The organism is Streptomyces sp. NPDC051315 (assembly GCF_044455165.1).
GTDB lineage: Bacteria > Actinomycetota > Actinomycetes > Streptomycetales > Streptomycetaceae > Streptomyces.
This window is the reverse complement of record NZ_JBITEN010000007.1, coordinates 215,462-241,766: the sequence shown is the minus strand read 5'-3', so window position 1 is coordinate 241,766 and position 26,305 is coordinate 215,462. Positions and strand designations below refer to the sequence as shown.

27 protein-coding genes, 1 tRNA gene and 1 riboswitch are annotated in these 26,305 nt (G+C 71.4%); of the genes, 18 read left to right on the top strand and 10 right to left on the bottom strand.

The window, feature by feature from the left end; genetic code table 11:
• Positions 1-132: 132 nt before the first annotated feature.
• Positions 133-591: a type II toxin-antitoxin system PemK/MazF family toxin gene (locus tag ACIBBD_RS16165; protein WP_399420019.1), complete on the bottom strand. Its 459-nt coding sequence runs from the start codon at positions 589-591 to the stop codon at positions 133-135.
• Between the two features lie 256 nt (positions 592-847).
• Here ACIBBD_RS16165 and ACIBBD_RS16160 point away from each other — a divergent pair, with 256 nt between their 5' ends.
• Entirely contained in the window at positions 848-1,600 is a 753-nt protein-coding gene (locus ACIBBD_RS16160) for an MBL fold metallo-hydrolase (protein WP_399420018.1), read from the top strand.
• Between the two features lie 81 nt (positions 1,601-1,681).
• Here the strand turns inward: ACIBBD_RS16160 and ACIBBD_RS16155 are convergent, their stop codons facing one another.
• Positions 1,682-2,935, bottom strand: coding sequence for a PTS transporter subunit EIIC (locus ACIBBD_RS16155; protein WP_399420017.1), 1,254 nt, complete (start codon positions 2,933-2,935; stop codon positions 1,682-1,684).
• Positions 2,936-3,074: 139 nt separating this feature from the next.
• Positions 3,075-4,376 (bottom strand): PTS transporter subunit EIIC, encoded by a 1,302-nt coding sequence (locus ACIBBD_RS16150; RefSeq protein ID WP_399420016.1) that lies wholly within the window; start codon positions 4,374-4,376, stop codon positions 3,075-3,077.
• A 63-nt stretch (positions 4,377-4,439) separates the two neighbouring features.
• Between ACIBBD_RS16150 and ACIBBD_RS16145 the strand changes: the two genes are divergently transcribed.
• From ACIBBD_RS16145 to rdgB, 4 genes are all read left to right on the top strand, one after another.
• Positions 4,440-4,790 carry a glucose PTS transporter subunit EIIB gene (locus tag ACIBBD_RS16145; protein WP_399420130.1) on the top strand — a complete coding sequence of 117 codons (351 nt, stop codon included), beginning with the start codon at positions 4,440-4,442 and terminating at the stop codon, positions 4,788-4,790.
• A 74-nt stretch (positions 4,791-4,864) separates the two neighbouring features.
• Entirely contained in the window at positions 4,865-5,602 is a 738-nt protein-coding gene (gene rph, locus ACIBBD_RS16140; RefSeq protein ID WP_399420015.1) for a ribonuclease PH, read from the top strand.
• A gap of 150 nt (positions 5,603-5,752) precedes the next feature.
• The gene (locus ACIBBD_RS16135) at positions 5,753-6,154 is read left to right on the top strand and encodes a hypothetical protein (protein WP_399420014.1); all 402 of its coding nucleotides are present in this window, start codon (positions 5,753-5,755) and stop codon (positions 6,152-6,154) included.
• Between the two features lie 37 nt (positions 6,155-6,191).
• A complete protein-coding gene (rdgB, locus tag ACIBBD_RS16130; RefSeq protein WP_399420013.1) occupies positions 6,192-6,794 on the top strand; it encodes an RdgB/HAM1 family non-canonical purine NTP pyrophosphatase in 603 nt (200 codons plus the stop codon).
• A 48-nt stretch (positions 6,795-6,842) separates the two neighbouring features.
• On the opposite strand, the gene ACIBBD_RS16125 is transcribed toward rdgB, so the two are convergent.
• From ACIBBD_RS16125 to bcp, 3 genes are all read right to left on the bottom strand, one after another.
• Positions 6,843-6,921, bottom strand: a tRNA-Leu gene (locus ACIBBD_RS16125).
• Positions 6,922-7,457: 536 nt separating this feature from the next.
• Complete coding sequence (locus ACIBBD_RS16120; RefSeq protein WP_399420012.1) at positions 7,458-8,108, bottom strand: HNH endonuclease signature motif containing protein; 651 nt, start codon at positions 8,106-8,108, stop codon at positions 7,458-7,460.
• 139 nt (positions 8,109-8,247) lie between these two features.
• Entirely contained in the window at positions 8,248-8,715 is a 468-nt protein-coding gene (gene bcp / locus ACIBBD_RS16115; protein WP_399420011.1) for a thioredoxin-dependent thiol peroxidase, read from the bottom strand.
• 106 nt (positions 8,716-8,821) lie between these two features.
• Between bcp and ACIBBD_RS16110 the strand changes: the two genes are divergently transcribed.
• The 3 genes from ACIBBD_RS16110 to ACIBBD_RS16100 all read left to right on the top strand — a co-directional run bounded on the left by ACIBBD_RS16110 (position 8,822) and on the right by ACIBBD_RS16100 (position 10,042).
• On the top strand, positions 8,822-9,151 hold the full coding sequence (locus ACIBBD_RS16110; RefSeq protein ID WP_399420010.1) for a DUF3618 domain-containing protein: 330 nt from the start codon (positions 8,822-8,824) through the stop codon (positions 9,149-9,151).
• A gap of 43 nt (positions 9,152-9,194) precedes the next feature.
• Entirely contained in the window at positions 9,195-9,551 is a 357-nt protein-coding gene (locus ACIBBD_RS16105) for a GroES family chaperonin (protein ID WP_399420009.1), read from the top strand.
• A 61-nt stretch (positions 9,552-9,612) separates the two neighbouring features.
• A riboswitch (guanidine-III (ykkC-III) riboswitch) is annotated at positions 9,613-9,680 on the top strand.
• A 41-nt stretch (positions 9,681-9,721) separates the two neighbouring features.
• Positions 9,722-10,042, top strand: coding sequence for a DMT family transporter (locus ACIBBD_RS16100; protein ID WP_399420008.1), 321 nt, complete (start codon positions 9,722-9,724; stop codon positions 10,040-10,042).
• Here the strand turns inward: ACIBBD_RS16100 and ACIBBD_RS16095 are convergent.
• Entirely contained in the window at positions 10,036-12,429 is a 2,394-nt protein-coding gene (locus ACIBBD_RS16095; protein WP_399420007.1) for a transglycosylase domain-containing protein, read from the bottom strand. The genes ACIBBD_RS16100 and ACIBBD_RS16095 overlap by 7 nt on opposite strands.
• A gap of 215 nt (positions 12,430-12,644) precedes the next feature.
• On the opposite strand from ACIBBD_RS16095, the gene ACIBBD_RS16090 reads away from it, so the two are divergent.
• The 4 genes from ACIBBD_RS16090 (at position 12,645) to ACIBBD_RS16075 (ending at position 16,149) form a co-directional block, all read left to right on the top strand.
• Positions 12,645-13,445 (top strand): ABC transporter permease, encoded by an 801-nt coding sequence (locus ACIBBD_RS16090; RefSeq protein WP_399420006.1) that lies wholly within the window; start codon positions 12,645-12,647, stop codon positions 13,443-13,445.
• Positions 13,446-13,533: 88 nt separating this feature from the next.
• Positions 13,534-14,298 carry an ABC transporter permease gene (locus tag ACIBBD_RS16085; RefSeq protein WP_399420129.1) on the top strand — a complete coding sequence of 255 codons (765 nt, stop codon included), beginning with the start codon at positions 13,534-13,536 and terminating at the stop codon, positions 14,296-14,298.
• 8 nt (positions 14,299-14,306) lie between these two features.
• Positions 14,307-15,356: an ATP-binding cassette domain-containing protein gene (locus ACIBBD_RS16080; RefSeq protein ID WP_399420005.1), complete on the top strand. Its 1,050-nt coding sequence runs from the start codon at positions 14,307-14,309 to the stop codon at positions 15,354-15,356.
• Between the two features lie 10 nt (positions 15,357-15,366).
• The gene (locus ACIBBD_RS16075; protein WP_399420004.1) at positions 15,367-16,149 is read left to right on the top strand and encodes a DUF1707 domain-containing protein; all 783 of its coding nucleotides are present in this window, start codon (positions 15,367-15,369) and stop codon (positions 16,147-16,149) included.
• Positions 16,150-16,208: 59 nt separating this feature from the next.
• Here the strand turns inward: ACIBBD_RS16075 and ACIBBD_RS16070 are convergent, their stop codons facing one another.
• On the bottom strand, positions 16,209-17,567 hold the full coding sequence (locus ACIBBD_RS16070) for an SGNH/GDSL hydrolase family protein (RefSeq protein ID WP_399420003.1): 1,359 nt from the start codon (positions 17,565-17,567) through the stop codon (positions 16,209-16,211).
• Positions 17,568-17,745: 178 nt separating this feature from the next.
• Between ACIBBD_RS16070 and ACIBBD_RS16065 the strand changes: the two genes are divergently transcribed.
• Both ACIBBD_RS16065 and ACIBBD_RS16060 read left to right on the top strand, forming a co-directional pair.
• A complete protein-coding gene (locus ACIBBD_RS16065) occupies positions 17,746-19,056 on the top strand; it encodes a DUF445 domain-containing protein (RefSeq protein WP_399420002.1) in 1,311 nt (436 codons plus the stop codon).
• A 355-nt stretch (positions 19,057-19,411) separates the two neighbouring features.
• On the top strand, positions 19,412-20,986 hold the full coding sequence (locus ACIBBD_RS16060) for an MFS transporter (RefSeq protein WP_399420001.1): 1,575 nt from the start codon (positions 19,412-19,414) through the stop codon (positions 20,984-20,986).
• Between the two features lie 746 nt (positions 20,987-21,732).
• Here the strand turns inward: ACIBBD_RS16060 and ACIBBD_RS16055 are convergent.
• Entirely contained in the window at positions 21,733-22,182 is a 450-nt protein-coding gene (locus tag ACIBBD_RS16055; RefSeq protein WP_399420000.1) for a hypothetical protein, read from the bottom strand.
• A gap of 151 nt (positions 22,183-22,333) precedes the next feature.
• Between ACIBBD_RS16055 and ACIBBD_RS16050 the strand changes: the two genes are divergently transcribed.
• Both ACIBBD_RS16050 and ACIBBD_RS16045 read left to right on the top strand, forming a co-directional pair.
• A complete protein-coding gene (locus tag ACIBBD_RS16050; protein ID WP_399419999.1) occupies positions 22,334-23,287 on the top strand; it encodes a GlxA family transcriptional regulator in 954 nt (317 codons plus the stop codon).
• A 248-nt stretch (positions 23,288-23,535) separates the two neighbouring features.
• Positions 23,536-24,336 carry a hypothetical protein gene (locus ACIBBD_RS16045; RefSeq protein WP_399419998.1) on the top strand — a complete coding sequence of 267 codons (801 nt, stop codon included), beginning with the start codon at positions 23,536-23,538 and terminating at the stop codon, positions 24,334-24,336.
• Between the two features lie 97 nt (positions 24,337-24,433).
• Here ACIBBD_RS16045 and ACIBBD_RS16040 read toward each other — a convergent pair whose 3' ends face one another.
• The gene (locus ACIBBD_RS16040; protein ID WP_399419997.1) at positions 24,434-24,736 is read right to left on the bottom strand and encodes a hypothetical protein; all 303 of its coding nucleotides are present in this window, start codon (positions 24,734-24,736) and stop codon (positions 24,434-24,436) included.
• Positions 24,737-24,949: 213 nt separating this feature from the next.
• Here ACIBBD_RS16040 and ACIBBD_RS16035 point away from each other — a divergent pair, with 213 nt between their 5' ends.
• Positions 24,950-25,372 (top strand): Hsp20/alpha crystallin family protein, encoded by a 423-nt coding sequence (locus tag ACIBBD_RS16035; protein ID WP_399419996.1) that lies wholly within the window; start codon positions 24,950-24,952, stop codon positions 25,370-25,372.
• A 306-nt stretch (positions 25,373-25,678) separates the two neighbouring features.
• Entirely contained in the window at positions 25,679-26,191 is a 513-nt protein-coding gene (locus ACIBBD_RS16030) for a DUF2267 domain-containing protein (protein ID WP_399419995.1), read from the top strand.
• Positions 26,192-26,305: the final 114 nt, after the last annotated feature.

Here is a 26,305-nt window from a genome sequence, read left to right as displayed (position 1 = left end):
AAGGTCCTGGTAGCTCCGCTACGAGGACCTTCCGGCGCCTTGCGATCGCACGCACCGGACGCCGCGAGCTGATCGGACTCCCCTTTCGTCCGGAGCTCACAGGGCCTGTCCGCCCGGACAGGCCCTCGGGGCTCACCTCGTCAGGTGACGGACCTGGTCCCACAGGGCCGGGTCCACCACACCCACCCGACGCCGGAAGTCGCGCACCGGGACCTGGCGCAGCTCGTCGGTCTCCAGGAAACTCGGACGGCCCTGCGTGTCCCCGACGGCGCCCGGCGGCAGCGGGATCACCCCGGACCGCTCGTCGCGGTACTTGCTGGTGATCTTCGCGACGGTCACCCGGTCCCCGCGCACCACCAGCACCAGACACGGCCGGTCCTTGGCGCCCGGCCCGTCCTCGAAGGGCACGTGCGCCCACCAGATCTCGGCCGGCTGCGGCCGCCCCGCCGCACCGCGGCGTCGCGTGGGCCGGCCCGGCGGCCGGGTCCTCCGCCCCTGCGGACGCCGCCCCCCTCCCCAGCCGTCGACGAGCGTGGCGACGAGCGCGAGCAGTACCACCGCGGCGAGCGCGAGCCACCAGGACGTGTCCATGGGAACGACGTTACCGGCGTGCGCGCGACAGCGCGCGCCCTCCCTCGTGCCTCACACGCCCCGCATCCAGCCGAACCGGTGACAGCACAGGTGAGTTCGCCCACAACGGCCCCTGGCGGAGGAGCGACCGAAGGTTTCGCGCCTTACGCTCGACGGACCGCACGACCCCCGTCGCCCCCTTTCCCGACCGTTCGTTTCACGATCTTTCCCGGTGTTCCGTTTTCCTTCGGTTCCCGCCAGCGGAGGTTTCTGCTTTATGAAGCTCACCGTCGTCGGCTGCTCGGGGTCGTTCCCGTCCGCGGAATCGGCCTGCTCGAGCTACCTCGTCGAGGCCGACGGCTTCCGGCTGCTTCTCGACATGGGCAACGGCGCCCTGGGCGAGCTGCAGCGCCACTGCGGTCTCTACGACCTCGACGCGATCTTCCTGAGCCACCTGCACGCCGACCACTGCATCGACATGTGCGCGTACTTCGTGGCGCGCTACTACCGGCACGACGGCGGACGCTGCGACCCCATCCCGGTCTTCGGGCCGGAGGGCACCGAGCACCGCCTCACCACGGCCTACGCCGACACCCCCTCGGCCTCCTCCATGAGCGAGGTCTTCGACTTCCACACGGTCAAGCCCTCCACCTTCGACATCGGCCCCTTCACCGTCCACACGGAACGCGTGGCCCACCCGGTGGAGGCGTACGGCATCCGCGTCGAGCACGGAGGGAAGACACTGACCTACTCCGGCGACACGGGCGTCAGCGCGGCCCTCGACGAACTCGCCCGCGACACCGACCTGTTCCTGTGCGAGGCCGCCTTCACGTACGGCAAGGAAGACATCCCCGACCTCCACCTCAACGGCCGCGAGGCGGGTGAGACGGCGGCCCGCGCGGGCGCCCGCCGCCTGGTCCTCACCCACATCCCCCCGTGGACCGACCCGGAGGTCAACCTCGCGGACGCGCGGGCGGTGTTCGACGGGCCGGTGGAGCTGGCCGTGCCGCGGGTGTCGTACGCGATCTGACCCCGCGGAACATCCCGGACGTGACGAAGGCCCCCGGAGCGGTTCAGGGCTCCGGGGGCCTTCGTGTGTCCGGGCGGATGCTCACGCCTTCGTGAGGTCCTCGACCTCCTCCTCGGGCTCGCGGCCCGGGGTGGCGATGTTGAACCTGACGATGGCGAACCGGAAGGTCACGTAGTAGATCGCGGCGAAGACCAGGCCGATCGGGATGATCATCCAGGGCTTGGTGGCGAGGTTCCAGTTGAGGAAGTAGTCGATCGCGCCGGCCGAGAAGCTGAAGCCGTGGTGGACGCCCAGGGCCCAGGTGACCGCCATGGAGACGGCGGTCAGCACCGCGTGGATGACGTACAGCAGCGGCGCGATGAACATGAACGCGAACTCGATCGGCTCGGTGATGCCGGTGACGAACGAGGTCAGCGCGAGCGAGACCATCATGCCGCCGACGGCCTTGCGGCGCTCGGGGCGTGCGGTGTGCGTGATGGCGAGGGCGGCGGCCGGCAGGGCGAACATCATGATCGGGAAGAAGCCCGTCATGAACTGGCCGGCGGTCGGGTCGCCGTGGAAGAAGCGCGGCAGGTCACCGTGCCAGACGGCGCCGGAGGCGTCCTTGAAGGAGCCGATCTCCTGCCAGGCCACCGTGTTGACGAACTGGTGCATGCCCACCGGGAGCAGCGCGCGGTTGATCGCGCCGAAGATGCCCGCGCCGACCGCGCCGAGGCCGGTCATCCACTCGCCGAAGTTGGTGATGACGTCACCGATCGGCTCCCACACCAGGCCGAAGAAGACGCCGACGGCGGTGCCGATGAAGGCCATCAGGATCGGGACCAGGCGGCGGCCGTTGAAGAAGCCCAGCCAGTCGGGGAGCTTGGTGCGGTGGAAGCGCTGCCAGGTGACCGCGGCGATCAGGCCCATGATGATGCCGCCGAAGACCTTGGGGTCGTTGTAGGTGGCGGCGACGTCGGCACCCTTGGTGACCTTCGCCTCGGTGATCGGGAACGCGGTCAGGACGTTCTTGTAGACGAGGAAGCCCACCAGCGCGGCGAGGGCGGTCGAGCCGTCGGCCTTCTTGGCGAAGCCGATGGCGATGCCGACGCAGAACAGCAGCGGCAGGTTGGCGAAGACGGCGTCACCGGCGGTCATGAACACGGCCGCGACCTTGTTCCAGCCGAGGCCGTCCTTGCCGAAGACGTCGTCCTGGCCGAGGCGGAGCAGGATGCCCGCCGCCGGCAGCACGGCGATCGGGAGCTGCAGGCTGCGGCCGACCTTCTGGAGGCCCTGGAAAAGGCCGGATCCCCACTTCTTCGTGGGGGCCGCCGTTGGCGCGGTGGCGGTGCTCATAGACTTCCTCCATCGGGTGGTGGTCTACACCACTCAGTGGTGTAGACCTGTTGTAGCACGATGGAGTCGATATAAGGAACCCGTCAAAACTGCAACCGGAGCGCTACGCTCAGCGCCCTTTTCCGGCCACGGCGGCGGCTCAGGCCTTCGTGACGTCCTCCCGCTCCTCCTCCGGCTCCCGCCCCGGCGTCTTCAGGTCGAACGCGGTGATCGCGAAGCGGAAGATCACGTAATAGAGAAGGCCGAAGCACAGACCGATCGGGATGATCGCCCACGGCCTGGTCGCCAGATTCCAGTTGATGACGTAGTCGATGAGACCGGCCGAGAAACTGAACCCGTCGTGCACCCCCAGCCCCCAGGTCACCGCCATCGAGGCACCCGTCAGCAGCGCGTGGACCACGTACAGCACCGGCGCCGCGAACAGGAACGAGTACTCGATGGGCTCGGTGATGCCCGTGACGAACGAGGTCAGCGCCACCGACAGCATCAGACCACCGACCTCCTTGCGGCGGGCGGGCCGCGCGCAGTGGGTGATGGCGAGGGCCGCCGCCGGGAGCGCGAACATCATGATCGGGAAGAAGCCCGAGGTGAACTGACCCGCGTCCGGGTCGCCCGCCAGGAACATGTTGATGTCACCGTGCACCACCTGCCCGTCCGGCTTGGTGTAGCTGCCGAACTGGAACCAGATGGGCACGTTCAGGAACTGGTGCAGCCCGACCACCAGCAGCGCGCGGTTGGCGACGCCGAACACACCCGCGCCCCAGGCGCCCGCGTCGCTCAGCCAGTCGCTGAAACGCTCCAGCCCGTCTCCGATCGGCGGCCAGACCCACAGGCACAACGCCGCGAAGACGATGGCCACGAACGCCATGATGATCGGCACCAGCCGCCGCCCGTTGAAGAAACCGAGCCAGTCGACCAGCCTCGTACGGTGGAAACGCTGCCAGAAGTAGGCCGCCAGCAGACCCATCACGATTCCGCCGAAGACCCCCGGATTCTGGAACGTGAAGGCCGTCACCGTCTGGTCGGCCGTCGCCTCGCATCCGATGCCGGGAACGGCCCTCGTGCCGTCGGGGCAGTCCTCCGGGAACTGGCGCAGCACGTTGTAGTAGACGAGAAACCCCACCACCGCCGCGAGCGCCGTCGAACCGTCGGCCTTCTTCGCCATCCCGATGGCCACACCCACACAGAACAGCAGCGGCAGCCCCAGCGAGCCGTCCAGCAGGGCGCCGCCCGCGCCCATCATCACCTTCGAGACGTTCGTCCAGCCCAGACCGCCGTCGCCGAACACGTCCGGCTGGCCCAGCCCGTTGAGGATGCCGGCGGCCGGGAGCACGGCGATCGGCAACTGCAGACTCCGGCCCATCTTCTGCAGCCCCTGGAACAGACTGTTCCAGCGGGCGCGCGCGGGGCCGACCGCGGTGTCGGCGTTCTCGGCACTCATGGTTTGGCGACCGCCTGTCAGGTGGTGTAGACCAGCCAGGGACGATTTCGTAGCTGTGACGTCATCTTTCGGTACATCCGGCACGAACGCTCGCAAAGTTGCGCCAACTGTGGATTACTGCGACACAGCGGTCCACGCCAGGTCGCACCAGTCCACACCAGGGATTTCAGGGAGAAGGACATGGCCAGCAAGGCTGAGAAGATCGTCGCCGGGCTCGGTGGCGTCGACAACATCGAGGAGATCGAGGGCTGCATCACCCGACTGCGCACCGAGGTCTCCGACCCCTCGCTGGTCGACGAGGCCGCCCTCAAGGCCGCCGGCGCCCACGGCGTCGTCAAGATGGGCACCGCCATCCAGGTCGTCATCGGCACCGACGCCGACCCGATCGCCGCGGAGATCGAAGACATGATGTGAGCCCCGCTCACGCGTCAGGGGCCCTTCCCACCGCGGGAGGGGCCCCTTCCGCAGGTACGGCTAGGCTCGGCGCCATGTCACGAATCGACGGCCGCACCCCCGAACAGCTCCGCCCGGTCACCCTCGAACGCGGCTGGAGCAAGCACGCCGAGGGCTCCGTCCTCGTCTCCTTCGGCGACACCAAGGTCTTCTGCACCGCCTCCGTCACCGAAGGCGTCCCCCGCTGGCGCAAGGGCAGCGGCGAAGGCTGGGTCACCGCGGAGTACTCCATGCTGCCCCGCTCCACCAACACCCGCGGCGACCGCGAATCCGTCAAGGGCAGGATCGGCGGCCGGACCCACGAGATCTCCCGCCTCATCGGCCGCTCCCTGCGCGCCGTCATCGACTACAAGGCACTCGGCGAGAACACCATCGTCCTCGACTGCGACGTCCTCCAGGCCGACGGCGGCACCCGCACCGCAGCCATCACCGGCGCGTACGTGGCCCTCGCCGACGCCGTCTCCTGGGCCCAGCGCAAGAAGCTGATCAAGGCCGGCCGCCAGCCGCTCACCGGCACCGTCTCCGCCGTCTCCGTGGGCATCGTCGGCGGAGTCCCGCTCCTCGACCTCTGCTACGAGGAGGACGTCCGCGCCGAGACCGACATGAACGTCGTCTGCACCGGTGACGGCCGCTTCGTCGAGGTCCAGGGCACCGCCGAAGCCGAGCCGTTCGCCCGCGAGGAGCTCAACGCCCTGCTCGACCTGGCCGTTTCCGGCTGCACGGAACTCACTGTCCTGCAGCGCGCGGCCCTTGATACCGTCCTCGAAAAGTAAAGGACACACCAAGACGGGCGGCCGGGGCGAGCAACCAGGCCGCCCGCCCCCGCGTCACTACGGGTACGGGCGCACGGCTCACCGCCGTACACCCCGCGGAAGACCAGCACACGGGGGCCCTTGGGGCTGAGCTAGGGGAGGACCACCACCATGGCCGAGAGCCGACGCCGCCGTCGCCGTACCGTCATAGCCGCAGCGGTCGCGGCCGTCGGACTGACGGCCGGACTCACCACCGGCTGCGACGCCGTCAACAAGGCGCTGGACTGCGTCCAGACCGCCGACGCCATCGCCGACAGCGTCACCGACCTCCAGCAGGCCGTGGAGAGCGCGTCCAACGACCCGACCCAGCTCGAGGAGTCCCTCGACTCCATCGACAAGAACCTCAACAAGATCGGCGACACGACCGACAACGCCGACGTCAGCAAGGCCGTCGACGACCTGACCACCGCCGTCGACAACGTCCGTACGGCGGTGAAGAACGGCGACGAGACGCCCGACCTCAGCCCCGTCACCGACGCGGCGGGCGAGCTCACCAAGGTCTGCACCCCGTAGCGAGGGACGGGCACCGGCCCCCGCGATACTGGGGGCCATGACCCGCCTGATCCTCGCCACCCGCAACGCCGGAAAGATCACCGAACTCAGGTCGATCCTCGCCGACGCCGGCCTGCCCCACGACCTCGTCGGCGCGGACGCCTACCCCGACGTTCCCGACGTCAGGGAAACCGGCGTCACCTTCGCCGAGAACGCCCTGCTGAAGGCCCACGCCCTCGCCCGGGCCACCGGCCTGCCCGCCGTCGCCGACGACTCCGGCCTCTGCGTCGACGTCCTCGGCGGCGCCCCCGGCATCTTCTCGGCCCGCTGGGCCGGCCGCCACGGCGACGACAAGGCCAACCTGGACCTCCTCCTCGCCCAGCTCTCCGACATCGCCGACGAACACCGCGGCGCCCACTTCGCCTGCGCGGCGGCCCTCGCCCTGCCCGACGGCACGGAACGCGTGGTCGAGGGCCGACTCCGCGGCGTCCTGCGCCACACCCCCGCCGGCACCAACGGCTTCGGCTACGACCCGATCCTCCAGCCGGAGGGCGAGACGAGGACCTGTGCGGAACTGACGGCCGAGGAGAAGAACGCGATCAGCCACCGGGGCAAGGCGTTCCGGGGGCTGGTGCCGGTGGTGCGGGAGTTGCTGGGCTGAGCCGGACAGACGAGCCCCGCATCTCCGAAGCGGAGGCGCGGGGCTCGTTGGTGGGCCCGGTGGGACTCGAACCCACGACACACCGGACCTAAACCGGCGCCCTCTTGGCCAGCTGGGGTACGGGCCCGCAGCGCTGCTTACTCTACTGGGCGCCGGGAGCCGTTCGCTGTCGGCTTCCTCCTCTGCACCAGGTACTCGTGATCGCATGACAATTCGGACAGAGCATCCGCAGGTTCTCCCGCCGGTTGTCCCTCCAGTCCCCGTTGATGTGATCGAGCTCCAGCGTCATGGGCCTGCCGAGCCATTCCGGGCCGACTCCGCAACGGGCGCACTCCTCGACCACACCTACAGCCAGCAGCGCACGACGTATGCGCTTCGTTGCCGTCCGGTGGGTGCCGTTGTGCCGTACCAGTACCGCCTCCGGCGGCTTGGTGGTCGTGCCGGGCCTGCCCCGCTGATGGGCCTGCCCAAGGAAGTGTGAGGTCGGGATCTCGTGCTCGGCGATCCATCCGCGCAGCCGCGCGTGTTGCGAACCGTTGCCGGGGCGACCCAGGCGACGCAGCACCTCTGCGAGGGAGAGCGACTCGGCGACCGCCGCACGCAACTGCTCGGGCGTGGGGCGCGGTGACCTGCACCACTTGCCCCGGATCTCCGTGCCGCCCGTCACGAGGCGCGCCCCGCGCCGCGCCCCCGGTAAGTGTCCGTCGTCGAGTGACAGTTGGGGCAGAGCAGTCGCAGGTTCTCGATCCGGTTGTTCCGCCAGTTTCCGTCGATGTGGTCGACCTCAAGGGGGAGCGGTTCCCCCAGCCATACCGCCGTGGTCCCGCACAGGGCACAGTTCTCCTCCGCGCCCAGCTCACGCATCGCCCGCTTCAGGCGACTGCTCGGTACACGTCGGGCGTGTTCCGACGCATCCTCCACGAGAATCTCCGCGGCGGTCCGGCGTCGGTGGTTGTGCCTCTGCCGCTCGGTGCGGCTCACCGGCGTGAAGTGCGACGTGTCGATGCCATACGCCTTGATCCTTCGGCTGATGTGCGTGTGGTGTCCGCCGACCACCTCCAGTCCGAGCCGGCGCAGCACCTCGCACATGTTCGTGGAGGCCGCGACCGCCGACTCCAGGACCTCCCTCGTCCACTTCACCCCCTCCCGCTCGAAGTGCGACGTGTCCACCCCCAGCTTCCTCATCCGCTCGGCGATGTACCGGCGTGTCGAGCTCCCCGGATCCACCCCCAGCCTCTCCAGCGCCTGCGACAACGTCCGCGCCCTGCGAGCCGCCTCCTCCAGCCGCTCCCTGGTGTACGCACTGGCCCCCATCGAGCCCCCTCCGCTCTCGGCCACCCGTTCGTGGCCCGTACGGAGTAACGAACCGCTTGCCGGACCGTCACGCGCGAAGCGTGGAGCGGCCCGCGTCGGGTCACCCCGGCGCGGGCCGCTCAGCGGGACGGAGGCGTTCTCAGATGCCCAGGTCCTTGATGATCTTCGCCACGTGTCCGGTGGCCCGGACGTTGTACAGCGCCCGCTCGACCTTGCCCTCCTCGTCGACGACGATCGTCGAGCGGATGACGCCGAGGTAGGTCTTGCCGTAGTTCTTCTTCTCGCCGAAGGCGCCGTAGGCGTCGAGGATGTTCTTGTCGGGGTCGGCCAGCAGCGTGACCCGCAGGGATTCCCTGTCGCGGAACGTGCCCAGCTTCTCGGGGCTGTCCGGGGAGATGCCGATGACGTCGTACCCGGCGCCGGCCAGCAGCTCCAGGTTGTCGGTGAAGTCGCAGGCCTGCTTCGTGCAGCCGGGGGTCAGGGCCGCCGGGTAGAAGTAGACGATGACCTTGCGGCCCTTGTGGTCCGACAGGGACACCTCGTTGCCGTCGGCGTCGGGGAGGGTGAAGGCGGGGGCCACGTCCCCGGGCTGGAGTCGCTCGCTCATCGGACCAGCGTAACGGGGGGTCCTGGCGGTGCGGGTGCGCGGTCAGCTGACAGACTGTCCTGGACAGGTATCGGCAACAGGCATCGGCTGACTCGGAGGCCTCACCGTGGCGGACACGTCGGACACCAGAACCCCGGCGCAGATCGAGGCGGACATCAGGCGCCGCCGTGAAGTGCTGGCCGAGACGCTCGACGAGATCGGGGTGCGGGTGCATCCGAAGACGATCGTCGGGGACGCCAAGGCCAAGGTCGTCGCCAACGTCGACCACACCCTCGGGAAGGCCTACGTCCAGGTCAACCGGGTCGTGAGCGAGGTGAGGGCGCAGTTCGTCGATGACGAGGGCGCGCCGCGGCTGGAGCGGGTCGTGCCGGTCGCGCTGGTCGTGGTGGGGGTCGTGGGGCTGCTGGCCCTGGGTACCCGGCGTCGTAAGGGCTGACCCGGGGGAGTTCCCGTCCGGTCGAGGCAGGTAGGTTCAAGGCGTGAGCGGTAACAGAGACGAGCACAGCAGCCAGCACGACAAGCTCCCCATCCGGATGCTGCACGACCGTGTTCTCGTGCGGCAGGACACCAGCGAGGGCGAGCGGCGTTCCGGGGGCGGGATCCTGATCCCGGCCACCGCCGCGGTGGGCCGCCGGCTGGCGTGGGCCGAGGTCGTCGCGGTGGGCCAGAACGTTCGGACCGTGGAGACGGGCGACCGGGTCCTGTTCGACCCGGAGGACCGGGCCGAGGTGGAGGTACGGGGCGTCGCGTACGTGCTGATGCGCGAGCGTGACCTGCACGCCGTGGCCGCGGACCGCTTCGAGGGGGCCGAGGACTCCACCGGGCTGTACCTCTGACGCACCTCCGCTGCGAAGGCTGGAGAAGGGCTGGTGACCGCGGTCACCAGCCCTTCTCCGCTTTTTTGCTAGTTTGGTGGGAGCCCGACGAGACGCGCCGTACCGGGATGCAGGCAAAGACGACGCACGCCCGTCAAGAGATTCATCGCGTCGTCGGAGGTGCGTTGTCCATGGCCTGGGTTCTGCTGGTGCTGGCCGGTCTGCTCGAGGTCGGCTGGTCGGTCGGGATGAAGTACACGGACGGGTTCACCCGGCCCGTGCCCAGTCTGCTCACCGGTGCCGCCATCGTGGCCAGCATGCTGCTGCTGTCGTACGCGGCCCGGACCCTGCCGATCGGTACCGCCTACGGCGTGTGGGTGGGGATCGGGGCGGCCGGGGCGGCGGTGCTCGGCATGGTGGTGCTGGGGGAGCCGGCGACCGCCGCCCGGATCTTCTTCGTGTGTCTGCTGCTGGTCGCCGTCGTGGGGCTGAAGGCGACCTCCGGTCACTGATCCAGCGGTCTGCGGGCCGCGAGCTGCGGGCTGGTTCCGCTCGGCTGGCCGGGCGTGCCGCCGTCGGTGGTCTCTCCGGTCGTGCCGCCGTCCGTGGTGTCCCCGGTGGTGCCGCCGTCGGTGGTCTCTCCGGTGGTGCCGCCGTCGGTGCCGCCGCCCGTGGAGCCGCCGGTCGTGGTGCCGCCCGTGGTCGTGCCGCCGGTCGTCGGGGTGCCGCCGGTGGTGCCGCCGCTCGTCTGGCCCCGGGTCTGTCCCGGGGTCAGGGTGTCGGGGTCGCCGCTGGCCGGTGTGTCCTCGTCCTCGTTCCCGGTGGGCTCGTCCTGGCGGGGCTCGGAGGAGGGGTAGGCCAGTTCCTCGGAGCCTTCCTGGAGCTGGAGGCTGAAGTCGGTGACCGGGGTGCCCTTCAGGGCCTCCTTGGTGAACTGGGCCCAGATCTCCGTGGGTGCCCCGCCGCCGTTGATCCGGGGCAGGCCCATCGCGCCGTACAGCGACTTGTGGGCGGCGGTGACCGGGTCCTGGCCCATGACGGCGACGACCGTGGCGAGGTCCGGGGTGTAGCCGGCGAACCAGGCGGCGGTGTCCTCCTCGGCGGTGCCGGTCTTGCCGGCGGCCGGGCGGCCGGCGGCCTGGGCGGCGGTCGCGGTGCCGTTCTGGACGACGCTGCGCAGGACGGAGGTGGTGGTGTCGGCGGCCTCGCGGCTGATGACCTGCGAGGACTTGCGCGCGGGCAGCTCGATGACGTCCGAGCCGTCCTTGGTGATCTTCTCGATCATGGTGTAGGTGCCGTGCCGGCCGTGGTTGGCGAGGGTCGCGTACGCCTCGGCCATGTCCAGGACGCTGGCGGTGGCCACGCCCAGCGCGATCGACGGGTACGGCTGGAGCTCGGGGGTGTCGGTGGGCAGGCCCAGCTCGATCGCGGTCTGCTTGACCTTCGCGGGGCCGACGTCGACGGCCATCTGCGCGTACACCGAGTTCACCGACTTGTCGGTGGCTTCGCGCACGGTGATGTCGCCGTAGGAGACGTCGTCCTCGTTGGCGGGGTCGTAGCCGCTGCTCCAGCCCTGGACGGGGCGCTTGTTGGTGCCGTCGTAGATCGTGTTGGGGGTGATCCGCCGGCCGTCCTGCGTCTCGGAGCCGTTCTCGACGGCCGAGGTGAACACGAACGGTTTGAAGGTGGAGCCGACCTGGAAGTCCCGGCGGGTGGCGTTGTTCGTGTACTGCTTGATGTAGTCGATGCCGCCGTACATGGCGAGGACCTTGCCGGTCTTGGGGTCGACGGCGGCGCCGCCCGCGCGGACGTAGGTGTCGACCTTGCGGTCCTTGTCGAGCTTGTCCATCAGCTGGTCGTTGACGGCGTCGACGAACGCGTCCTGCTTCTTCTTCTCCAGCGTGGTGGTGATCCGGTAGCCGCCGGCGTCGAGCTGGCTCTCGGCGATGATCTTGTTGCTGGTCAGGTAGTCCTTGAGGGCGCGCACGATGTAGCCGCGCTGCCCGGACATGCCGGTGTCGGCGCCGCTGGTCTCCCGGGGGGTGGGGAAGGCCATGCCCTTGCGGGCGGACTCGCTCAGCCAGCCCTTGGTGACCATGCCGTCGAGGACGTAGTTCCAGCGGGCCTGGGCGGCGGCCGTGTTCTCGGGGTGGGCGATGACGTCGTACTCGCTGGGCGCGTTGAGCAGGGCGGCGAGGTAGGCGCCCTGGGCGGCGGTGAGTTCGGCGGCGTCGACGCCGTAGTAGGCCTGGGCGGCGGCCTGCATGCCGTAGGCGTTGCGGCCGAAGTAGCTGGTGTTGAGGTAGCCCTCGAGGATCTGCGCCTTGGACTGGTTGCGGTCGAGCTTGATCGCGATGAAGAACTCCTTCACCTTGCGGGTGACGGTCTGTTCCTGCGCGAGGTAGTAGTTCTTGACGTACTGCTGGGTGATCGTGGAGCCGGACTGCTTGCCCTTGCCCATGGCGGTGTTCCAGCCGGCGCGGATCATGGCCTTGGGGTCGACGGCGGACTCGGAGTAGAAGTCGCGGTCCTCCGCGGCCAGGACGGCGTGCTGGGCGGCCTGGGAGATCTGGGCGAGGGTGACGTTCTCCCGGTTGACCGCGCCGTCGCGGGCGATCTCGGTGCCGTCGGCGTACAGGTAGACGTTGCTCTGCTTGGTGGCGAGCGCGTTGGCCGGGGGGATCTTGACCGTGGAGTAGCCCAGGTAGAACAGGCCGGCGAGGAGCAGGGCGCCGAGGACGAGGGTGCCGAGCACCATCCGCCAGGTGGGCAGGAGGCGGCGCCAGCCGGTGCGCTTGGGACGCTTGGGCTTCTTGCCGGCTGCCGGCTCGGCCGCCTCGGGCTCTCTGGAGGCCGCCCAGCCCTCGGTCGGCTGCTGCGGCTGCGGCTCGTCGCTCATGTGTTGCTCGGACTCCTGTTTCGCGTCGCACGTTCCCGTACGCCTCGTACGCCTTCTGCGCCCCCTGTTAGAGACTCTCGCACCAAGCGTTCCGTTCCCGGCAATCGGCACGCGTTGACGGGCGGGTTCGTGCCCGGAAAACGCGTGGCACGCGACCGTACCGGCGGACTAGGCTCCTGCGCTTCGGTGTCCGCGAGTCTGGGAGGACGGTTGCCGTGGGTTCGGCGCGGTTGTACGCGGCCGTCGCAGCGGGGGGCTTCCGAAGGTACGCGACCTATCGGGCGGCGACGGCCGCGGGGGTGTTCACCAACACCGTTTTCGGCCTGATCCTCTGCTCCACATACCTGGCGTTGTGGGACGAGCGGCCGCAGCTCGGGGGCTACGACCAGGCGCAGGCGGTCACGTACGTGTGGCTGGGGCAGGCGTTGTTCGCGACGCTGGCGTTGCAGGGCGGCGGCTTCGAGTCCGAGCTGATGGAGCGCGTGCGCACCGGGGACGTGGCGATCGATCTGTACCGGCCGGCCGACCTCCAACTGTGGTGGCTGGCGCAGGACCTGGGGCGGTCGCTGTTCCAGCTGCTGGGGCGCGGGGTGATCCCGTTCGGGTTCGGGATGCTGGTCTTCCCGATGGCGGTGCCGGGGGATCCGGCGGCCTGGGCGCACTTCGTGGTGGCGGTGGTGCTCGCGATGGTCGTGAGTTTCGCGATCCGGTACCTGGTGGCGTTGAGCGGGTTCTGGCTGCTGGACGGCACGGGCGCGTTGCAGATGCTGATGGTCACCGGCATGTTCTGCACGGGGATGGTGCTGCCGCTGAACGTCTTCCCGGGGGTGCTGGGGGAGGTGGTGCGCGCGCTGCCGTGGGCGGCGATGCTGCAGATGCCGGCGGACGTCCTGATGGGGGAGACCGGCCCGTGGGGCACGTACGCCTTCCAGGTGGGGTGGGCGGTGGTGCTGCTGACGGCGGGCCGGCTGGTGCAGGCGGCGGCGACCCGGCGGGTGGTGGTGCAGGGTGGGTGACATCGGCGGGCCGCGGAAGAGGCCCGGGGAGGCCGGTGCGCGCGGCCGGGCGCTGGAGGGGCTGCGGGCCTACCGGCTGATCGCGGGGATGTGGATCCGCTCGACCATGGCCTACCGGCTGTCCTTCGTGATGACCGCGTTCGGTGGCCTGGTGGTGACCGGTCTCGACTTTGTCGCGATCTTGCTGATGTTCTCCCGGGTCGATGTGCTCGGCGGCTACGCGCTGCCGGAGATCGCCTTCCTCTACGGCCTGGCCGCGCTGTCCTTCGGCTTCGCCGACCTGGCGATCGGTTCGACGGGCCGGCTGGGCCAGCGGGTGCGCGACGGCACGCTCGACACGCTGCTGGTGCGGCCGGCGCCGGTGCTCGCCCAGGTCGCCGCGGACCGGTTCGCCCTGCGACGCCTGGGCCGGATCACCCAGGCCGTGCTGGTGCTGGGCTACGCGCTGGCCGCGCTGGACGTCGACTGGACGGTGCCGAAGGTGCTGCTGCTGCCGGTGATGGTGGCCAGCGGCGCCGGGATCTTCTCCGCGGTGTTCGTGGCGGGCGCCGCGTTCCAGTTCGTGACGCAGGACGCGTCGGAGGCGCAGGCCGCGTTCACCTACGGCGGTCAGACGCTGTTGCAGTACCCGCCGACGGTGTTCGGCAAGGACCTGGTGCGCGGGGTGACGTTCGTGCTGCCGCTGGCCTTCGTCAACTGGGTGCCGGCCGCCTACGTGTTGGGGCGGCCGTATCCGCTGGGGCTGCCGGAGTGGGTGGCGTTCACGCCGCCGCTGGTGGCGGTGGCGTGCTGTGCGCTGGCGGGGCTGGCCTGGCGGGCGGGCCTGCGGTCGTATCGGAGTACGGGGAGTTAGGGGCGGTCATGGACGTGGCGGGCGGGCAGGACGCGGTGCGGGAGGCGTCGTTCATCGCGCTCGACCGTGTGGAGAAGGTCTTCGACGTGCGGACGAGGACCGGTTTCCTGAAGCGGCAGACGCGGCGGGTGCGGGCGGTCGACGCGATCTCCTTCACCGTGGCGCGCGGTGAGATGGTCGGCTACATCGGGCCGAACGGCGCCGGGAAGTCGACGACGATCAAGATGCTGACGGGGATCCTGACCCCGAGCGGCGGCCGGCTGCGGGTGGCGGGCATCGACCCGTCCCGGGAGCGGACGCGCCTGGCGCACCGCATCGGGGTGGTGTTCGGGCAGCGTACGACGCTGTGGTGGGACCTTCCGCTGATCGACTCCTACCGGCTGATGCACCGCATGTACCGCATCCCCGACGCCCGCTACCGCGAGAACCTCGACCGTCTGGTGGACCTGCTGGACCTGTCCGCGCTGCTGGACGTGCCGGTGCGGCAGTTGTCGCTGGGCCAGCGGATGCGCGGTGACATCGTGGCCGCCCTGCTGCACGACCCGGAGGTGCTCTACCTCGACGAGCCGACGATCGGGCTGGACGTGGTCTCCAAGGCGCGGGTGCGGGAGTTCCTGCGCGAGCTGAACGCCGAGCGCGGCACGACGGTCCTGCTCACCACCCATGACCTGCAGGACATCGAGCAGTTGTGCTCCCGGGTGATGGTCATCGACCACGGCCGTCTGGTCTACGACGGTTCCCTCGGCGGCCTGCACGAGGCGGGGGAGAGCGAGCGGACGCTCGTCGTGGACCTGGAACGGGAGCTGCCGCCGATCGAGGCGGGCCCGGCCGCCCGGGTGGTACGGGTGGACGGGCCGCGCCAGTGGCTGGCCTTCCCGGCGTCGGAGTCGGCGGCTCCGCTGGTGGCGCGGATCGCGGCGGAGTATCCGCTGGTGGACCTGTCGGTGCGGGAGCCGGACATCGAGGCGGTGATCGCCAGGATGCTGTACCCGACGGGGGACACCTCCGAGCCCCCGGGCGAACGCGAGACCGTGGTCCCGGGCGCCGGGAACTCGTAGGCTGCTGGGTATGACGGACGACGCAGTCCCGGACCTCCGTGCCTCCGACGCCGATCGCGAGCGGGTCGCCGAGGTCCTGCGGGACGCCCTCGCCGAGGGCCGGCTCGACATGGCGGAGTTCGAGGAGCGGCTGGACGCGACGTACCGGGCGCGGACGTACGGCGAGCTGGCGCCGATCACGCGGGATCTCCCGGGCGCGGTCTCCCTGGAGAAGCAGGCGGGGCCGGGCGGGGACTGGGCCGGGCGGATCGTCGGCGGTGAGGGGTCGTCGCGGTGGGCCGCGGCCGTGATGGCCGGCTTCCGGCGCGCCGGGCGCTGGACGGTGCCCCGGCGTTTCACCTGCTTCACCTTCTGGGGTGGCGGGGAGCTCGACCTGCGCGAGGCGGACTTCGCCGCCAGGGAGGTCGAGATCAACTGCGTCGCGATCATGGGCGGGGTGAACATCGTCGTGCCGCCGGGCGTCGAGGTCGTCGTCCGGGGTGTCGGCGTCATGGGCGGCTTCGACGACGCGCAGACGGGTGTCCCCGGTGACCCGGGGGCGCCGCGCGTGGTGGTGACCGGGTTCGCCTTCTGGGGCGGGGTCGGTGTCGAGCGCAAGGTGACGTGGGCCGCGCGGCGGCAGGAGAAGCTGGACCGCAAGGCCGCGCGGAAGGAACTGAACAGCTCCTTCCGCGACGACGTCCAGCGGTCCCACCAGCGGATGCTGGAGGGCCACGAGGATCTGATGCGGGAGCATCGGGAGGAGCGCCGGCGGCAGCGCCGCGAGCGCCGCGACCGCCGTTACGAGGACTGACCGCCGGACGGGCCCGGCCCGGCCCTCCGGACCGGCCGGCTTCCGGCCCCGGACGGGCTTCAGAGCCGGGCCGGCGCCGACCCCTTCAGCTGACCGAGCGCGACGACCTCCGCCATCCGCCGGTAGCCCTTGTCGCTGGGGTGCAGATGGTCGCCCGAGTCGTAGTCCGACCGCAGGCGGCGCGGGTCGTACGGGTCGCGCAGGGCCTTGTCGACGTCGGCGAGTTCGTCGAAGACGCTGCCGGAACGGATCAGGGCGTTGATCCGGCGTCGTACGTCCTCACGGGCGTCGGTGTAGCCGCGGTGGCCGCGGAACGGCATGAGGGTGGTGCCGACGACCTTGATGCCGCGGGCGTGGGCGCGGTGGACGAGGGTGCGCAGGCCGTCGACGACGGCGTCGGGGTCGGCGAGGGCGCGGTTGCGCAGGATGTCGTTGACGCCGAGGTCGATGATGACGACCTTGACGTTCGGGCGGCCGAGGACGTCCCGTTCGAAGCGGTTGAGGCCGCTGGGGTTGTCCGCGGGGCGGCCCCGCCCGTCGGCCAGGACCTGGTTGCCGCTGATGCCCTCGTTGACGACGCCGTAGCGCGGCGCGTCCGCGCCGGAGGCGACGGCGGCGCGCAGCCGGTCGGAGAGCACGTCGGGCCAGCGCCGGTTGGCGCCCGCGGTGGAGGTGACGCCGTCGGTGAGGGAGTCGCCGAAGGCGACGACGGTGCCGTCGGCCTCGTCGCTGAGGACGTCCAGCGCGGTGAGGTAGCGCCAGTACGTGCTCTCCCCGGTGTACGAGGTCCCCGTCACGTCCTCGGTGTGCTCGCCGTCGGCGACGTAGCCGGTCTGGCGGGCGTGCTTGTGGTACGTCACCGGGCCGGAGGAGGCGGGGGTGTAGGTGCTGACCAGGATGTCGGAGTCGGCCGGGACGGCGAGGGCGACGGCGTCGCTGACGGCCTGCTCGCCGGGCCGGACGACCAGCGTGGGCAGGCCGTCGAAGGTGAGCCGGCGCAGGGTGCCGGCGTCGGCGGCCGGCCCGTCGCCGGCCGCGACGGCGATCGTGGCGGCGGTGACGGTCAGCGGCCGGGTGCCGTAGAGGTTGGACAGGGTGATGCGGGCGGTGGTCCCGCCGACGCTGGTGTGGACGACGTTGCGCACCGTGCGCCCCGCCATGCCGGTGGTCTCGGTGCCGGGCTCGCTGCCGACGGGGGCGGCCGCCCAGGTGCCGACCCAGACGCCCGTCGAGACGGGGGCGGCTCGGTTGTGGGCCGGGCGGGGTGCGGCGAGGGTGTCGTCGGTGCGGCCGTGTCCGGCGTCGACCCCGAGGTAGATGGCTGCCGACAGGCCCACGATCACGGCGACGATCGCGGACAGCAGGGCGCGGTGCCGGGTGGGGGAGACTCCCACACCCCCGTCGTGCTGGGTGGTCATGCGGGTGTGGTTCTCCTCGGGCGAGGGAGCGGCGAGGCTCCGACAGTCGTGCTCAGGAGGTCACCGTTGAACTCCCCCACGTGACAGACGCCGGGAACTCCTGTTCCGTTCCAGGAGTCGGTCAAGTAGGGACAATGTTTGCGTGGGTGACGTGGGGGATCCGGAACGGGTGGAGTGGATGGATCATACGGAAACGGAAAAGAAGGCCGCGCCCGCGGCGCGCGCGATGACCGTCTTCAGCGCGGCCGACGAGGAGCGCCGGCGCGGGGTGCAGCGCATGAAGCTCACCGCGACCGGACTGCTGCTGTTCGTGGCCGTGGTGTACGTCCTCGCCGAGTGGGCCTCCCACCAGGGCGCCGGCGCCTGGGCGGGGTATGTGGCGGCGGCCGCGGAGGCCGGCATGGTCGGCGCCCTCGCCGACTGGTTCGCCGTCACCGCCCTCTTCCGCCACCCGCTGGGCCTGCCCATCCCGCACACCGCGATCATCCCCACCAAGAAGGACCAGCTGGGCGTCTCCCTGGGTGAATTCGTCGGGGAGAACTTCCTCTCCAAGGACGTCGTACGGCAGCGGTTGCGCGCGGTCGGCATCGGCAGCCGGCTGGGCGCCTGGCTGGCGGAGCCGGCCCACGCCGACCGGGTGACGGCGGAGCTGGCGACGGCCCTGCGGGGCGCGCTGACGGTGCTGCGCGACTCGGACGTCCAGGCGGTGGTCGGCGAGGCGATCACCCGTCGGGCCGACGCCCAGGAGATCGCTCCCGGCATGGGCAAGATGCTGGAGAAGATCGTCGCGGACGGCGGTCACCGGCGCGCCGTCGACCTGGTGGTCTCCCGGGCGCACGACTGGCTGGTGCTGCACGCCGACTCCGTGATGGACGCGGTCCAGGGCGGCGCGCCCGGCTGGACGCCGAAGTTCGTCGACCGGAAGGTCGGCGAGCGTGTCTACAAGGAGCTGCTGCGCTTCTGCGCGGAGATGCGGGACATGCCGACCCACCCCGCGCGGGGCGCCCTCGACCGGTTCCTCACCGACTTCGCCTCCGACCTCCAGTCCGACACCGACACCCGCGCGCGGGTCGAGCGGCTCAAGGGCGAGGTGCTGGGCCGGGGCGAGGTCCAGGACCTCATCGCCTCCGCCTGGTCCGCCGTACGCGCCATGATCGTCACCGCGGCGGAGGACGAGCGCAGCGAGCTGCGGCTGCGGGTGCGGGCCGCCCTGCTCTCCCTGGGCTCCCGCATGGCCACCGAACCCAAGGTCCAGGAGAAGGTCGACAGCTGGGTCGAGGGCGCGGCGGTCCACGTCGTGACGACGTACCGCAAGGAGATCACCTCCCTCATCACCGACACCGTGGCCGGCTGGGACGCCGAACACACCACCCGCAAGATCGAGGCCAACATCGGCCGCGACCTGCAGTTCATCCGGATCAACGGCACGGTGGTGGGGTCGTTGGCGGGGTTGCTGATCTACACGGTGGCCCGGGGGCTGGGGGCGTAGGGGCGGGTCCCCGGCGGGGCGGGCCGGTGTGTTCGTCGGTCCGGCGCCTTTCGGCTGCGGTCGGGGTGGGCCGGGCAGTCCGGGCAGTCCGGGCGGTCTGCCCGTCCCGGCGGTCAGGCCCGTCCGGCGATCGAGGACGAGGGCCGCTCCGGGGCCGAAGCGGGAGCCGGGGCGGGTCTGGGGGGTGTCTCGGGCGGGCGTCCGGGCGTGGCGGCCCCCGGCGAGGCCGGACCCCCCGGGGCGTGGCGGCCCCCGGCGAGGCCGGTGCCGACGCGGGGTGCGTGATCAGTGCCGGGGCGTAATCGCACCGGCGCCGGGCACCCGCAGAGCGTTCCGCGCACAGAGGAGGGAGCCCATGACCACCGCCCAGGCCAGCGGCAGCGACCCCGCCGAGACCGGCCGAACCCTCACGACCGACATCCCCGCCCGCCTCGACCGTCTCCCCTGGTCACGCTGGCACTGGACGATCGTGATCGGTCTCGGCACCGTGTGGATCCTCGACGGCCTCGAAGTCACGGTCGTCGGCAACATCGCGAGCCGTCTGTCGGAACCCGGCAGCGGCCTGCCGATCTCCTCCGGGGAGGTCACCGGTATCGCGGCCGCGCTGTACGTGGCGGGCGCCTGCCTCGGCGCCCTCTTCTGGGGCCGGCTCACCGACCGCTGGGGCCGTAAAAAACTCTTCATGATCACGCTGGCGGTGTATCTCGCGGCCACCGCCCTCACCGCGTTCTCCTTCGACACCTGGTGGTTCCTGCTCTTCCGCTTCCTCACCGGATTCGGCATCGGCGGCGAGTACGCGGCGATCAACTCCGCGATCGACGAGCTGATCCCGGCGGAGTACCGGGGCCGCGTCGACCTGATGATCAACGGCAGCTTCTGGCTGGGCGCGGTCGGCGGTTCGCTGCTGTCGATCGTCGCGCTGGACACGGACGTCTTCCCGAAGGACATGGGCTGGCGGCTGACGTTCGCGCTCGGCGCCGTACTCGCCCTGGTCATCCTCCTCGTACGACGCCACGTCCCGGAGAGCCCGCGCTGGCTGCTGATCCACGGCCGCGACGACGAGGCGGAACGCATCGTCTCCTCCATCGAACGGCGGATCGAGGACGAGCGGGGCGAGCCGCTCCCGCCGGCCCAGGGCGAGCTGACCATCCACCAGCGCCCCAGCGTGTCCTTCGTCGAGATCGGCCGCACCGTCTTCTCCGACTACCGCCGGCGGGCGATCCTCGGCTTCTCCCTCTTCATCGGCCAGGCCTTCCTCTACAACGCCATCACGTTCGGCTTCGGCGCGATCCTGACGACCTTCTTCGACGTGCCGACCGGCGACACCGGCTACTACTTCGCGGTGATCGCCCTCGGTAACTTCTTCGGCCCGCTGCTGCTGGGCAAGCTCTTCGACACGGTCGGCCGCCGGGTGATGATCTCCTCGACGTACCTGCTCTCCGGCCTGCTGCTGTTCGGCACGGCCTGGCTGTTCGACCGCGGCTCGCTGAGCGCGGGCACCCTCACCGCCTGCTGGTGCGTGGTGCTGTTCTTCGCCTCGGCGGGTGCCTCCAGCGCGTACCTCACCGTCTCCGAGATCTTCCCGATGGAGACCCGGGCGATGTCCATCGCCTTCTTCTACGCCCTCGGCACCGCGGCCGGCGGCATCAGCGGCCCCCTGCTGTTCGCCGACCTCACCGGCACCGGCAAGGTCGGCGACACGGTCCTCGCGTTCCAGATCGGCGCCGCGCTGATGTGCGCGGCCGGCCTGGTCGCCGCGCTGCTCGCGGTACGGGCGGAGCGGCGCTCCCTGGAGGACATCGCCCAGCCGCTGACGGCGGCGGCGACGAAGGCACGCACGAAGGTCACGGCCGGGGGGACCGGGGGACAGGGACACCAGGGGGCGAGTGGACCTGAGGGACCCCAGGGACCGAAGACGGCCACGGCGTAACGCCCCGGCCCGGCCCGGTCCACAGCCCCCAGCGGCCTCCGCCTACCTGCTGGGGGCGCCGCCCGCCCGTCCCCTCCGCCGCAGCAACAGCAGTCCGCCCGCGAGGGCGGTGACACCGGTGGCGGCCGTCCAGGCGACGACGTCGGCGGAACCGGTGGAGGCGAGGTCGTCGCTCCCGCCGCCGGCCGGCCGGGCGCCGCCCCGGCCCGGCCGGCGGACCCGGACCCCGAGGCCGACGGGCTCACCGACGGACCCCGTGCGCCGGAGGCGGCCGCAGGCGTCGACGTGCTCGCCGACGGCCGTCCGCCCGCGCCGGCCGGGGGACGCGCCGCCTTGTCCCGCGTGAACGCCAGCGTGCCGAAGCCGAGCTGGTCGTAACCGCCGCTGTTGGGGCCGTAGTCCCCGCCGCCGCCCTCCGGGGCGGCCTTGGCGGCGACGCGCGTGAGGCAGGGCGCGGACAGGCCCCGGCGCCCGGTGTAGTGGGCGATCATCGCCCAGATCGGGCGGGTCATGGTCGGGTCGACGGCGGCCGCGTCGGACGCGGTCTCCGTGCCCGACCAGCCGCCTGTCGCGCCCTTCCCGCGGGTGTTCGCGGTGTGGGGGGACGTCCCCTGCGAGGGTCCACGGTCGAGTCACGTGCACGCGGGGGAGACGCGGGAGAGGCCGCGACGATAACGAAAACCGGGCGCCGGGCACGGCGGGAGGGCGGCCGGCGCCCGGGAGCCGGTTGCCGGCCACCCCGCCCGTCACGCTCCGGTCGTCGATCCCGGCCGTACGATCATCAGGACCGTCACCACCGCCCACAACAGGTTGAACACGCCGGTGAACATGGCGAGTCGGACCGTCGCCCCGGCCGTGCCGGTGCCCTCGACGAAGGTCTCCTGGCGGGGCAGGACGAGGACCACCAGCACGATCGCCGCCAGGACGGTCAGCACCGTCGACGCGATCAGCCAGGCGTCGCCCATCACGCCCATCGCGCTCGCCGTGAAGAACCCGAAGACGGGGACGGCGATGCCGACGGCCGCGTACACCCGGCAGATGCGGTGCAGCAGTCGTACGGTCTCGGTCGCGCGGGTGTCGTCGGGCGCGGCCAGCGCGCGGCGGGCGGCGGGCGGGAACATGCTGGCCGCGACGGTGACGGGACCGATGGCGACGATCGCGGCCAGGACGTGGACGGCGAGGAGGAACTTGGTCACGGGGCGACGGTAGGCGGGCGGCGGATCACGCAGAAGTGGCGGGAGTGCCACAGGTCGACGGATTCTCGCCAGGGCCCGTAGCCGCGGCCGACGGCGTCCAAAACCGGTGGGCGGGGTTGGCCACAACTCGTCGTGTGCCTACGCTCTCGCCATGCACACCGTTGCCGTACTGGCCCTCGACCGGGTCGTGCCCTTCGACCTGTCCGCGCCGATCGACGCCTTCGGCTGGGCACGGCTGCCGGACGGCCGGAAGGCGTACCGGGTACGGGTCTGCTCCGCGTCGCCGTCGGGCGAGGTGAGCGCGGGGGCGTTCACGGTGCGGGCGCCGTACGGGCTGGAGGCCCTCGCGGAGGCCGACACGATCATCCTGCCCGGTGTCGAGGACCCGCCCGACCCGCTGCCGGCCGGCGTCGCGCAGGCCCTGTGCGAGGCGGCGGCGAACGGCACGCGCATCGCCTCGATCTGCGTCGGCGCCTTCTTGTTCGCCGCGACGGGCCTGCTGGACGGGCTGCGCGCGACCACCCACTGGATCGCGGCGCGCGACCTGGCCGAGCGGTACCCCAAGGTGACGGTCGACCCGAACGTGCTGTACGTCGACAACGGCCAGTTCCTCACCTCGGCCGGTGCCGCCGCGGCCATGGACATGTGCCTGCACATGATCCGCCGGGACCACGGCTCGGCCGTCGCCGCGCAGGCCGCCCGGATGTCCGTCATGCCGCTGGAACGGGAGGGCGGCCAGGCCCAGTTCATCGTCCACGACCTGCCGCCGGCCCCCTCCGGGGCCACCCTCGAACCGGTGCTGCGCTGGCTGGAGGAGCACTGCCACCGCGACCTCACCCTGGACGAGATCGCCGCCCACGCCGGCATGAGCACCCGCACCCTCAACCGCCGCTTCCGCGAACAGGCGGGCACGACCCCCCTGCAGTGGCTGCACCGGGCGCGGGTGCGGCGGGCGCAGTACCTGCTGGAGACGACGGCGTACCCGGTCGAACGCATCGCCGCCCAGACGGGGTTCGGCTCGCCGACGGCCTTCCGGGAGCGGTTCCGCCGGGTGGTGGGGACCAGCCCGCAGGGGTATCGGCGGGCGTTCCGGGCGGGAGGGTGAGGGTTGCGGAGGCCTGTGCTTGAGCGCGGCGGAGGTCTGCGCTTGAGCGCGACGGAGGTCGCGGGCTCCGTGTGCTGCGGAGGTGCGGGCTCGTGCGCTGCGTGTGTCTCCGTGCGTTACGGAGGTGCGTGTTGGGGTGTCACGGAGGCCCGAGCATGATCACTGCGAGGTAAAGATCGTATAAGGTGTCGCGCCGTGGCGCGTGCGAACGCGCGCACCGCGAACACGTACTCGGGGGAGACGCACGCGTGAACACCACCGGCCGGACCACGTCCGCGCCCTTCCGCTCCATGCCCAACCCGCACGCCCTGGCCACGCGCCTCGCCGTGCCGTCCCGGCCCGACCGCATCGACGACCCGGTCGTCCGCGGGCTGCAGTGGGCCCGCACGGCCGTCGGCCTGGTCGCGACGGTGTGGCTGGTGATGGCCTACCCGATCACCGAGGGCCGCGAGCAGTTCGTCCTGGGCAAGCTGGAGGACCTGTTCTTCGCCGGTGTGATCATGTTCACGACCGCGTTCCTCGCCGTGACGGCCTTCGTCTGCGCGGCCCGCTCACCGCTCACCGGCGTGTACGCGCGACGCCTGGGCGGCCCGCTGCTCACCGTCGGCGCGATCACGCTGAGCCTCGGCGCGTGCTGGTTCATGGTGGCGTGCCTGAAGGGGGACGTCATCTCCACGGCCGACATCGGCTACCACGGCATCCTCGTGGGCCTGCTGGTGATGGTGTTGTTCCTCATCGGCGGCCTGGCCTGCTTCGTCGGGCTCCTCCTCGGAGTGCCCCTCACGCTGCTGCTCGTCGTGTACGGGGTCAACTCGAGCTTCCGCGTGGGAGACGTGCACGAGCTGCTGCCGCCGCTGCTCTCCCCGCTCCTGGTCTGGTCCCTCTTCGGTCTCGGCCTGCTCGACGACCCGGAGGTCGCCGCCCCGCCGGTCGTCCTCTACACCTTCCTGCTGGGCGGCCCGCTGTCGGTGACGGCCCTGTCGGTGTGGGAGATACGACGGCTGAGGCAGCGGTACGGGGTGACGCTGCGGGCTGCGCTGGGGAGGTGACCGGTCGGCGGGCGGTGCTGGGAGGTGACCCCTGAAGCGCCCTCCGGCGGGCGGTGCTGGGAGGTGCCGCCTGAAGTGCCCTCCCGCGGGCGGTGCGTCAGGCCCGACGGTCGGCCACCGCCCACGAGGCCAGCGCGACGGCGCCCGCGACCGCGCACACCGACGGCCAGGCGCCCACCTTCTTGGCCAGCGGATGCGACCCGGCGAACGCGGCGACGTACGCGGCGGTCAGCGCCGCCGCGGCCTTCCCGCCGGCCGCCTGCCGCCACTGCTGCGCGGCCGAGGCCCCCGCGGCGGCCAGAACGACCCCGCCAAGCTGCCGCTTCTCCGTCCACCGCGCCACGCCGTACCCGCCGACGAGCCCGCCCGCGGCGATCACCGAACCGGGAACCTTCGCCATCCCTGCCTCCTCGTCCTCGTCGCCGTCCTCGTCCTGGTCCTCGTCGTCGTCCCGAGGTCCTCAAAACGGCATGTGAACCTGCCGGGAGGCTAGTCCCCGGACCAGGTGTGACACCCAACCTGAGTCGAGGGTTGTCAAGTTTCCTCCCCGGAGTTATATAAGTACCCGTAGGGCATCGCACACGACAGCGCCTGATGAGAGGAGTGGACCGTGATGCTCATGCGAACCGACCCGTTCCGCGAATTCGACCGACTCGCGCAGCAGGTCCTCGGTGCCACCAACCGCCCCGCCGCGATGGCGATGGACGCCTACCGGTCCGGGGACGACTTCCTCGTCCACTTCGACCTCCCCGGCATCGACCCCGAGACGATCGAGCTGGACGTGGAACGCAACGTCCTCAGCGTCCGCGCCGAGCGCCGTTCCCCCGCCCCCGAGGGCGCGGAACTGCTGGTCGCCGAGCGCCCGACGGGCACCTTCACCCGCCAGCTCTTCCTCGGCGACACCCTCGACACGGACCGCATCGACGCCTCGTACGAGGCCGGCGTCCTGACCCTGCGCATCCCCGTGGCCGAACAGGCCAAGCCACGCCGCATCCAGATCTCGGGCGGCGAAGGGCGCAGGCAACTGAGCGGCTGAGCGCCCGCGCCGGACGACCGGTCGAGCGAGTGAACGTCTCCCCCGCGCGTCCCGCGCCCGGTGTCTCCCCCGGGGCACGGGACGCGCCGCCCCCTGCCCGCCCACCGCTGCCCTCACCCCTGGGCGTACTGCTTCCGGACACTGCCTGCGGACGCACTGCGTCGCGACGTACCGCCCCCGGACGCACCGCACTGATTCAGACGCGCCTGATCCAGGCGCCCCGGACCCCGGCGTACCGGCCGCAGGCGCACCGGACCCGGATGTACCGGCCCCAGACGTACCGGCCCCATAGGAGGAGCCCGAAGGATGACCGTGACCACGACCAGGACGACCGCGACGACGACCACCCCGGACCCGGCGAGGACCGTGATCCCCGGCCCGCAGCGCAGGCGGGTGCCCGAGGACGAGGGATGGGCCGAACTGGTCGCGGAGGTGCGGGAGACGGGCCAGTACCCGACCACCGCGGAGGCGGAACGCGTCACCCGTATCGTCCTGTCCGCCCTCGGCGGCCACGTCACCGGCGACGAGCGCGTGGCGCTGGCCCGCGCGCTCCCGAGGGAGGCGGCCGCGGTGATCGCGTCCCAGATCCCGGTGACCCGCCCGCAGTCGGCACCAGGGTTCGTCGACGCGATCGCCGCCCGTATCGAGGGCGCCACCCCGGCCACGGCCCGCTGGGACGTCAGCTCGGTCCTGAGCGTCCTGCCGAAGCTCGTCGGCGACGACCTGATCGACCGCGTCCTCGCGCAACTGCCGTCCGGTTACGCCCTGTTGTTCGGCAAGGCGGACCTGACCCCCGCGCTCCCGCTCCAGCGCGCCTGACCGCATCGAGGCCACCACCCCTCCCGGCCGCCGTACGGCAATTCGCTGGCGGCGGCGGTGGGGGAGGGGGCAGGCTGTCGTGGTTCACGGCCCCCGAACGACCAGGCAGGCAGC